At 71.0% G+C, this 3,930-nt stretch carries 5 protein-coding genes and 1 pseudogene; 5 read left to right on the forward strand and 1 reads right to left on the reverse strand.

What is annotated here, in order from left to right:
* The 5 genes and pseudogenes from ACFPZL_RS10945 to ACFPZL_RS10965 form a co-directional block, all read left to right on the forward strand.
* A pseudogene (locus ACFPZL_RS10945) lies at nt 1-198 on the forward strand (hypothetical protein); the annotation flags it as partial.
* A gap of 88 nt (nt 199-286) precedes the next feature.
* The gene (locus tag ACFPZL_RS10950; protein ID WP_218114462.1) at nt 287-715 is read left to right on the forward strand and encodes a VOC family protein; all 429 of its coding nucleotides are present in this window, start codon (nt 287-289) and stop codon (nt 713-715) included.
* A gap of 49 nt (nt 716-764) precedes the next feature.
* Nucleotides 765-986, forward strand: a complete 222-nt coding sequence (locus tag ACFPZL_RS10955; protein WP_218114463.1) for a DUF4287 domain-containing protein — start codon at nt 765-767, stop codon at nt 984-986.
* 72 nt (nt 987-1,058) lie between these two features.
* On the forward strand, nt 1,059-1,958 hold the full coding sequence (locus ACFPZL_RS10960) for a homocysteine S-methyltransferase family protein (RefSeq protein WP_218114464.1): 900 nt from the start codon (nt 1,059-1,061) through the stop codon (nt 1,956-1,958).
* A 31-nt stretch (nt 1,959-1,989) separates the two neighbouring features.
* Nucleotides 1,990-3,051, forward strand: a complete 1,062-nt coding sequence (locus ACFPZL_RS10965) for a hypothetical protein (protein ID WP_218114465.1) — start codon at nt 1,990-1,992, stop codon at nt 3,049-3,051.
* Between the two features lie 28 nt (nt 3,052-3,079).
* Here ACFPZL_RS10965 and ACFPZL_RS10970 read toward each other — a convergent pair whose 3' ends face one another.
* A complete protein-coding gene (locus ACFPZL_RS10970; protein ID WP_218114466.1) occupies nt 3,080-3,889 on the reverse strand; it encodes a CPBP family intramembrane glutamic endopeptidase in 810 nt (269 codons plus the stop codon).
* Nucleotides 3,890-3,930: the final 41 nt, after the last annotated feature.

Raw genomic sequence — 3,930 nt, forward strand, 5'->3', positions numbered from 1 at the left:
GTGCTGCTCGCGCGGGCCGGCGCCCTCGCCGTGCCCGGCGACGCGCCACCGGTCATCGCCGCCGCCTGGGCGGTGTTCGGATACTTCGTCCTCGGCGTGCTCGTGAACGCGATCTCGCGCAGCCGGCCCGAGCGCTTCACGATGACCCCCGTCAGCGGGGTGCTCGCGGTGTGCGCGCTCATCGTCGCCCTGGGGTGAGCCTTCCGCGCTCCTCGGAGGGGGTACCCCTTTCCGAGCATCTGGGCCAGACTGGGCACGGGGGATCCCGAGAAGAAGGAGCCCGATCATGACCCAGTCGATCGCCACCTACGTGGCGCTGCCCGGCACGACCGCCGAAGCCATGGAGCACTGGCACGAGGTGTTCGGCGGCGAGCTGTCCATCATCCGCTATCGGGACATGCCGCTGGAGGGCATGCCGTTCGAGCCGGATCCGGATGCTGTCGCCCACGCGACGCTGACGCTGCCCGACGGAGCCGGGATCATCGCCGGCAGCGATGTCATGGATGACGAGAACGACTACCCGGTTCGCGGCACCGCATACTCGCTGCTGGTGACCACGGCGACCGCAGACGAGGCGCGTGCCGGCTTCGAGCGGATGCTCGGCAGCGGCGGATCCGTCGGCATGCCGTTCGAGAAGGCGCCCTGGGGCGACTGGTACGGTCAGGTCTTCGACCGATTCGGCGTCATGTGGGCGTTCTCCTGCGAGAACGACTGACGGGCATCAGCGGGCGGAACGCGAAGAGGCGAAGAGAAACGGAGAGACGGTGTCGGATCAGGTGAAGGGGCCGAGGTCCTACTTCCCCTCCATAGAGGCGAAGTACGGCAGGACGATCGACGAATGGATCGCAGAGCTGCGGCCGCACGCGGGGGAGGCTCACATGAGCCAGGTCTCCTTCCTCAAGGAGCAGGGGATGGGGCACGGGCATGCGAATGCGCTCGTGCACGTCTTCCGCGCCGAGTACGGGGGTGCCGAAGCCGATGCGTGACATTCGATCGATCCGCGGCGACGGCGTTGAGCTGGAATCCTCGCGCGCACTCCGGATCCGGGTGGGGCGTCCATGACCATCGCTCTTGCGGACGGCGGCATCGAGACCGCGCTGGAGGATCGTCTGGGGCAGGAGCTCCCCGAGTTCGCGGCGTTCGTGCTGCTCGATTCCGTCGACGGCCGGCAGGCGTTGCGCGACTACTACCGCCCCTTCGTGGAGTTGGCGGATCGTGTCGGCCTGCCGCTCGTGCTCGACACCCCGACCTGGCGCGCGAACCCGGATTGGCTCGAACTGCTCGGGTACGACGCCGTCGCCGGGGATGCCGACATCGCCGCGCGCATCAACGCCGCCGCGGTGGATCTCGTCCGCGAGGTCGCGGCGGAGACGGCCGCCGCTCCGGTCGTCGTGAACGGCTGCGTCGGCCCGCGCTTCGACGACTACGACGCTGCGCAGCGGATGACGCCGGAGGAGGCGGAGTCCTATCATGCGCCGCAGGTCGCGGCTCTGGCCGCCGCCGGAGCGGATCGAGTGACTGCGGTGACCGTGCTCGATGCCCCTGAGGCCATCGGCGTGGTGCGCGCCGCGCGCCGGGCCGGAGTGCCATCGGCGGTCTCCTTCACCGTCGGTGCGGACGGCCTGCTGGCGAGCGGCGACACCCTGGCCGAGGGAATCGCCGCAGTCGATGCCGCCACTGGCAACGCCCCGATCGGCTATCTGATGAACTGCGCGCATCCGGAGGAGGCCGCCCGCGCTCTGCGCAGCGGCGGCTCGATGGACCGGGTGATCGGCTTCCGGTTGAACGCTGCGCGCGAGGGCGAGGAGGGACCGGGCGATGCGCCGGCGGCCTTCGCGCACGGGTTGACCGCTCTGCGCGAGTTGGCGGCGAACGCCGAGATCTTCGGCGGGTGCTGCGGCACGGATGCGCCGCACATCGCCGCGGTCGCCGGGGAGCTGGGAGGCGCCGCTCAGTGAACGGCGCCCGCCGGGCGGGTAAGCTGGCAGGATGAACGAAGACGAGCTTCGGGCGTTCCTCGATTCTGCGACGGTCGGAGACGACCCCGTCGAGGACGATGCGGCGTCGGCGGAAACGGATCCGCTGAACCTGCCGCCGACCGAACCGATCCTCACTCTGCCCGCCGCCCCCGTCTCCGCGCGGGGCGAGTCGGGCGCCGGGGGAGCAGGCTCCCCGGACGCGAACCCGAGCTTCGACTCGATCCTCGGCCTCGACGGCGAACCGGATGCCGCGCCGCCTGTCCAGCAGCGGCAACCGGAGATCACGCCGATCGTCCTCCCGGCTCCGCCGGCATCCGCTCAGGCCGCGCGGAAGCGCCGCTCGACCGCGCCGAGCGCGCCGCGCACCGCCCCGCTCCCGACTCAGACGGTGCCCGAGCCGGTGGTCCTGCCGTCGGCCGCAGCCGCCGCGCCTCAGGAATCCGGCGCATCGGCCGCCCAACTCGCCGCCGACCTCGGATTCGACGTCGAATCGCCCGCGGGAGAGTACGAGCGGATCGCCGTGACCGGAGCGGAGAAGGAGCATCGCCGGCTGCTGCCCTGGATCATCGTCGCCGCTGTCGCGATCGTCGCGATCGTCGCGTCCGTGTTCATCGTGCAGACCTTCCGCGGCGGCGGCGAGACCCCGCCGCCGGTCGTCCAGCCGACCACCGAGACTCCGAGCACGACCGAACCGACCGAGCCGACAGCCCCGGAGGAGGAGCCGTCCGACCCGGAGACGCCCGAAACGGGCGACGCGGCCCCCGAGGTCGAGGTCGGCTCGACCTACCGGATGCCGATCACCCAGTGGGATGTGACCGTCGAGGTCTCGAACAAGCTCGGCTCCGTCTACTACATGCTCGACGGAGAGCGAATGATCCTGCAGGACGGTGCGCTGCTGCCGAAGTTCCCCTCCTCCTGCAGCGAGATGCGGGAGGGCTTCGGCCTCACCCGTCTCGCCGACGGCACCTTCGAGGTGCTGCGCCCTGCCGAGCGCTGCGCCGAGGCGACGGAGCTCTACGACGAGGTGTGGGGCTTGGTCGCGGCGATGATCCCGACGATCGAGGCGGCCTGACCGATCCGACCCGTTCGGGACGTCGATGTCAGGACGCCGATCCTCCGGGCGCGGGGAAGAGGCTCGGCCAGAGCGCGACCGCGAGCGGGTAGCCGACGAAGCTCACGATGTCGAGCACCCAGTGGGCGACGATCAGCGGGAGCGACCGACCCCACCGCCGGTAGGCCCAGCCGAAGACGACCCCCATCACCACGTTGCCGATGAAGCCCCCGAAACCCTGGTAGAGGTGGTAGCTGCCGCGCAGCAGCGCGCTCAGTAGAGTGACGGTCCACGGGCCGAGGCCGATCCTGCGCAGCCGGTCGAAGACGTAGACGACCACGATCAGTTCCTCACCGAGCGCGGCGCGGAGCGCGCTCAGGATCAGAACCGGGACGGTCCACCAGTAGGCGTCGAGCGCCGTCGGCACGACGGCGACGTTGATGCCGATGACGCGGCCGAAGAGATAGAAGGCGAGGCCGGGCAAGCCGATCGCGGCGGCGAGGAGCAGCCCGCCGCCGCACTCGCCGAGCCACCAGCGCGGGGAGGCGCCCGGTCGCGGCGACAGCCCGAGCCGCCAGAGGTGCGGTCGGCCGCGCCGCCACAGCAGGTAGACGACGAGCGCGACGGGCGCGAGGCCGAAAGCGAACGACAGCAGCTGGTAGACGAGGTCGAACACCGGCCGTTCGGCCAGTGACCGGTTGAGGGTCGCGGTCTGCTCGGCGAGGGCGGTCTCACGCGTGACGCGATCGATGATCGCGACGATCGCCGTGATACCGGATGCCCCGTACGAGAGCGCGAGGACGATGCCGAGCTCCCAACCCAGCCGGCCCCGCAGCCGGCCCCGCGTCGATGTCGCCACGGCGCCAGCCTAGCGCCGGAGCCGGATGCCCCGCGAGCGGC

Origin of the sequence: Leucobacter soli (assembly GCF_042659205.1) — a bacterium.
Classification (GTDB): domain Bacteria; phylum Actinomycetota; class Actinomycetes; order Actinomycetales; family Microbacteriaceae; genus Leucobacter; species Leucobacter soli.